Raw genomic sequence first — 4187 nt, forward strand, 5'->3', positions numbered from 1 at the left:
CAAAAAATAAAACCTTCAAAAAACCCGCAGGCTCAAGCCTGGAGGCTCACAGGACAAAGCGGTGCCTGCGCGGGCTAAAAGAGCCTTGTTAGGTGCGATCGCATCAAAGCAAGGATGATTTATTTGTTGGAATCCCCTTACTTGGTGTAAGCCGATGAAAAGCAGGTCACAAGGAGGATTATCACTGGGTTCCGCCTATGGAGGGTTAGCCGACTGGCCCCCAATTTGATAAACTTTACCGCGATCTGCCGGGTCTGAAAAAGAAAACACAGAATAGAGGAATAAGAGCTGCCTGGGTAAGCATTTTGAGCCATTTTAAGGAAAGGGAACTCTCGGATTGGTATCATAGTCGTGCACCCCAGCATTGTCAAGCTAAAATCAATGAGCCATGCTAATCGGTCATAGTTGGAACAACTAAAATTTTGCCATCTTGCCAGACTAGACATTAGCACCCAATTGGGCTAGACTTGCTGCTGACAGAAAGTCCAGACGACTCAACCAAAGTCAAGGGTTTCCTAGGTTAGCTGCCTGAGCAGACTTGACAAGGACGACACGAAACAGATGAGGAGTGAGAAACTGAATGGTTAGAATACTCGATACAAACCCGTTAAATCCGAACGATACCCTAGATCTATTTTCGTTTGGCCTAGGCGCAGATACGGTTCTGGGCCTAACGGGAAGTGATTTTATTACCACCGATACCGTCGGTGGGAGTTTAATTTTTGGGAATACAGAAAATGATTCCCTGACCTCTAGCACCTCAGGAGACACCCTGTATGGGGGTCAAGACGATGACTTTTTGGTGAGCAAAGGGGGCGGGAGCGTCTTCTTTGGCGACTTAGGCCAAGATCGGTATGAAGCCCGAGGCAGCTTAGGTCGCGACACGGTTTACGGTGGCTCCAACAACCAATCCGAAAACCTAGTAGAAGACAGCGAAGATATTTTCAACTTTGGTAATGGTCTGGGGGGCAACCTCGCCTTTGGAAACGGCGGCGATGACTTTATCAGTGGCTCTGGCTTAGGTTCAGATACCCTCTACGGTGGTGTCGGCGACGATACCATCCAGGTGATTGAAATCGCCGGTAGTGGCTCGGGTGCCACAGGTGGAGGCGCGGCCTTCGTTCCTGATACCATTGGCGGCATTGGCTTCGTGCCTCCGTTCTTATTTGGCGGAGCATCTGGCGCAGGTGCAACAGCGGGCTTGGGAGTGGGCGTCGTTGTAGAAGACGGCGTAGCTGTTCCCAGAAACCCTGGACGCAACTATCTCAGCGGTGACAAAGGCAATGACGTCATCTTTGGGATTGGCGATCGCGACAGCCTGTTCGGGGGGGAAGGAAATGACTCCCTGTTCATGCTCAGTAAAGATGCTACCGGAGAACTCGGGTTAGCAACCGATGGGGTGAACACTGTAGCAGGTGCTCGACGGGAACTCGCAGGCTTCCCTCGCAACAACTGGTTAAACGGTGGGACCGGGAACGATTACGTCTACTCCTACGGGGGCGATCGCGGACGTCAGACCATGCTCGGCGGCGAGGGGGATGATTCCCTGTTCAACCGAGGCAGTCAGGTCCTGGTGTTTGGTAATACTGGCGCAGACTACTTAGAAACCACCGGGTTCTCTCGCAGCACCTTATATGGTGGACAAGATAATGACACCGTGGTTTCCGGTGTCTCCCTAGTCGATGGGCTCACCGTAACCGTAGGTGGCGGCACCAACCTCCTGTATGGAGATAAAGGTAACGACACCATGCTCAGTAGCAATACTCGCGACACCTTATATGGTGGCAACATCGAAGACAACGACACGATCGCGGGAAACAATCTGGACTACTTATCCCTCAGTGGGGCCTCCAGCATTGGCTTTGGTAACCAAGGGAACGACTCCCTGGTTGGTACAGCTGCTGCCGTAACCCTGTACGGGGGTCAAGATAACGATTCCATCGTTTCCTCCGGAGCCGATTCTTATCTGTCTGGGGACAAAGGCAACGATACCCTGATCCTCGATGGTGCAACCGGAAACACCCTGATCGGTGGCGAAGGCAATGACTCCCTCTACGCCCGCAACGGTGGGGGTGGAAACCTGCTCATGGCAGTCTCCGGCGATAACGTGCTGGTTGCTGGTAGCTCCGATGACACCCTGATGGGCGGTAGCGGTAATGACTTCCTCACGGGGAGTGGAGAAGGAGATACCCTGCGAGCTGATAGTCCCGGCGTGGATACCCTGGAAGGATTCTGGGGTGCAGACAGCCTGATTGGAACCTCTGGTGCAGCTGATGCCTTCCTCTTCACCAGTATTCTGGATGCCCGTGATGGTGTCCCCGAGGAAAATCCGCTACCTACCGATGGAACCGCAACCACGGGTGATACCATCACCAGCTTCGAGAGTGGTCGGGATAAAATCTACCTCAACCTTTCTGGCTTTGGTTTAGACCCCGAAGCGATCGCTGGACTGCGGACCAACATCGACTTCTTCTCTACTAACAAAACCACGCCCTACACGGGTAGCTTCGAGAACCTGATTAGTGGAAATGCTAGCACTTCGGCGATCATCTTCGACGCCCAAGATGCAGGCGGGTTCTTGCTCTGGGATAAAAACGGTGCGGGAGTGACTGACCGAGCCAATACCGCTGAGATGATCACCATTGCTGTCGTCCAGACGGGTCAGGTTACCCGGAATGACATATTCCTGTTCTAAGGCGCTTGACATAAACGTCTCGTAATGATTGAGCCACAGATGTTATTCATCTGTGGCTCTTTTATTGGGGGTCATTTGTCATTTGTTATTTGTCATTTGTCATTTGTCATTTGTCATTTGTCCTTGGTCATTTGTCCTTGGTCATTTGTCCTTGGTCATTTGTCATTTGTCATTTGTCATTTGTCATTTGTTATTTGTCCTTGGTTGATGGGGGGGATGGGGCTTTTTTATCCGGGGGAGATGTTAATGCCTCGACCGATTAGGTTGAGAAATGCGGTGCCAAAGTGCTGAATCTCCAGGAAACTGGCATAAGCGGGACCGGGTTTATAGATTCTGAAGGTTCGCATGATGCCGAGAGAGGCGATGCTTTCCAAGGGGCCGATAAAACTCGTATCCCGGTCTAAAAAATAAGGCTGGGAAGCCCAATAAGCCATCTGTTTGGCATTCAGAAAAAAGCATCCCGAATGAGGATTAAGCGCCCGTTGGAAGACCACAGGTTGCTCCATGATATTCCCCTTCAATTCTGGGCGGTCCTCTACCTTTTGAAACTGGGCCGTCGCTCTGGGTAATAAATCCCCATCAATATAGACCTTACCCACCCGACCCGGAGGCGCGATTTCATAGCGATTTGGCTGCAACAGATTCAAATCCCCCGCTTGGGAGGAAAACCAGTTTAATTTAATAAAAAACCAGGGGTCATGGAGGATTAAGTCATCTTCCAAATAGCAATAATAATCATAGCGACCCAAACTATCGCGCAACAGAGCGTGACACTCAAACCCCAGCATCAAGGGTTCCGCTTGGGTGGCGTGATGGCGGTAAATCTGATGGGGAACCGGCAACTCCTCTAAAACATGGCAGTTTTGAGTGGTACAAATCACGATGTCAATATCTAAGCCTTGACCCTGATTCGCCGGGACTGCTACAGATTTAGCGATATCCAGCAACCCTTGATATTTCCCTAAAATTGCGCCCAAGTGGGTTAAAGACTGACTCAATGCCACAATCCGCGATCGCGGGTCTTTGCTCAGAGATCCATGTTTCCCTCCGCCATCGGGATTGAAATAATGGGCGATCGTGATCAGTATTTTCATAGATGTAAATTGAGATGGGGTAAACCGCCATCGAGATGGGGTAGATGGGGGAGATAGGGGAGCAAGTGGCAACACCCACTGGGGGTTAAAACCCTAGCCCTGTCAAGGTGTGTAGATTGTAGGGGCGTATTGCATACGCCCTCCGGAGGGCGCAAGCATTGCGCCCCTACAAGAAACAATGATTTTTCGTCATCAAATTTACCTCTTGTAGGGGCGCGAGAGTGATCGCCTGTCCAAGAAATAACGATTTTTCGTCATTAAGGGGATTCCAACAAATAAATCATCCTTGCTTTGATGCGATCGCACCTAACAAGGCTCTTTTAGCCCGCGCAGGCGGGCTTTGTCCTGTGAGCCTCCAGGCTTGAGCCTGCGGGTTTTTTGAAGGTTTTATTTTTTGG

General features: G+C 50.8%; 2 protein-coding genes. One reads left to right on the plus strand and one right to left on the minus strand.

Annotation, left to right across the window (positions count from 1 at the left end):
• Positions 1-580: 580 nt before the first annotated feature.
• Positions 581-2695, plus strand: coding sequence for a calcium-binding protein (locus NG833_RS29865; RefSeq protein WP_254568897.1), 2115 nt, complete (start codon positions 581-583; stop codon positions 2693-2695).
• Positions 2696-2922: 227 nt separating this feature from the next.
• On the opposite strand, the gene NG833_RS29870 is transcribed toward NG833_RS29865, so the two are convergent.
• The gene (locus tag NG833_RS29870; RefSeq protein ID WP_254568898.1) at positions 2923-3789 is read right to left on the minus strand and encodes a calcium-binding protein; all 867 of its coding nucleotides are present in this window, start codon (positions 3787-3789) and stop codon (positions 2923-2925) included.
• Positions 3790-4187: the final 398 nt, after the last annotated feature.

This window comes from Oscillatoria sp. HE19RPO (assembly GCF_024220515.1).
Lineage (GTDB): Bacteria > Cyanobacteriota > Cyanobacteriia > Cyanobacteriales > Laspinemataceae > Laspinema.